Annotated in this window: 2 protein-coding genes; both read left to right on the forward strand. The window is 38.0% G+C overall.

Annotated elements, in window-relative coordinates; translation table 11 throughout:
* The coding region (locus WB217_RS18190) for a DNA gyrase C-terminal beta-propeller domain-containing protein (RefSeq protein ID WP_423994716.1) at positions 1 to 411 on the forward strand (411 nt) is incomplete at its 5' end.
* A 92-nt stretch (positions 412 to 503) separates the two neighbouring features.
* Complete coding sequence (locus WB217_RS18195; RefSeq protein ID WP_423994718.1) at positions 504 to 1,592, forward strand: HD-GYP domain-containing protein; 1,089 nt, start codon at positions 504 to 506, stop codon at positions 1,590 to 1,592.
* Positions 1,593 to 1,762 lie beyond the last annotated feature (170 nt).

Genomic DNA, 1,762 nt, shown 5'->3' on the forward strand with positions numbered 1-1,762 from the left:
AGAACGCCATCCGAAGAGTACAGAAGGCAGGGGCGCGGCGGTAAAGGAATCAAGACTTGCAATATTACAGAAAAGAACGGCAACCTGGTAACGATGAAGGCTGTAACAGGAGAAGAAGACCTGATGCTGATCACGACAGGCGGAGTTCTGATTCGTATTCCTGTAAGCTCGATTTCAATGACTGGCCGTAATACCCAGGGTGTGAAGCTGATAAACTTGAACAAAGCTGAAAATGAATATGTCGCAACTGTAGCTAAAGTCGATAAAGAAGAAGAAAAAATCGATGACATCGAACTTGATGAAAATGGCGAAGCTATAATTGATCCAGAATCAATTGGCAACGCAGAAAACATCAGTGAACAGGAAGACGAAGCAACTGCGCCAGAATCAAATGATGAAGGTACTGAATAAAACTTTGAGAGGAACACAAAAATTGTGTTCCTCTTTTTTGGTAAAATAAAGTAAACTTAATAGTATGAAAATAAAATTTGGGGTGGAAAGCCTTGCGCGTATATGTAGACAACCTTATAGAGGGCTGTATCCTTACTGATGATGTTCTTCTTAATACGAATAGATCAATCATGAGCAAAAAGACAGTACTGTCCAATCACTTAATAGAGGTTCTAAAAGCTTTTCTCGTAAAAGAAGTAGAAGTAGAAAAGACGCTAGTAACAGGTGTTCCCTTCAATGCGCCTGAAATTGCAGACAAAAAAGCACCATGGAATCCCGCTGCACAAAATATATCTGATCTAAACTTTTTCGATTTATTTTTACGTGCGAAACAAGAATTCAAAAAAGAATTTATCTCCTGGCAATCAGGTATGCAAATTGATATATCAAAAGTGAGAGGCATTATTGTGCCTTTAATAGAACAGGCAGATATACATTCTTCAGACATTTTCCACCTGCATCACTATTCAACTAAAACTGAGTACCTTTATGATCATCCACTGGCAGTGGGCATTATCTCTGCTTTTATTGCCAAAAAGTTAAACTACAGCAAGGGCGATGTAACACAAATTGCGGTTGCGGGCTGTTTATCGGACTGCGGCATGGCAAAAATCAGTCCAAATTTAATCAATAAGAATACAACCTTGACTGTAGAAGAATTCGAGGAAATCAAGAAGCATCCTACATACAGCTACCAGATGGTTAAGAACAGTCCATTGCTGAAGGAAGCTGCAAAGATTGCGATTCTTCATCACCATGAAAGGCTGGACGGAAGTGGATATCCTTTTGGCGAAAAAGCCAACAGGATCCATCCATTTGCAAAGATTCTTGCGGTTGCAGACTCTTTTCACGCAATGACATCTGAACGGATGTATAAACCTAAGCATTCTCCTTTTAAAGTTTTAGAAATGATCAATGAGGAACTGTTCGGTGAATTTGATATTGCAGCTTTAAAAGCATTGAGTTCTTCCATCATGAATTTTTCGATTGGCAGCATCGTTCGCCTGTCTGATGGACAAACGGCGGAAATCGTTTTTGTTGAAGAAAAAAATCCAACTAGGCCATTAGTTAGATTACTAGAATCCAATGAAATTCTTGCTCTAGAAAAAAACCGGTACTTACATATCGAGGAAGTTATTTAGAAAGCTGGCCGCTGGGCTGGCTTTTTTTATTTAATCTAATTGAAATAGGGAATTTCTTTAAGAAAGTGCATGAAAAGTATTGCTTTATAATAATATGCTTGATATAATCTTCAAAGTCAGTAACGAAAACAACAACTTCTATAAAAGGTTTTTGAAAAAAGTTATTGACT

Source organism: Mesobacillus sp. (assembly GCF_049588175.1).
Lineage (GTDB): Bacteria > Bacillota > Bacilli > Bacillales > Cytobacillaceae > Mesobacillus.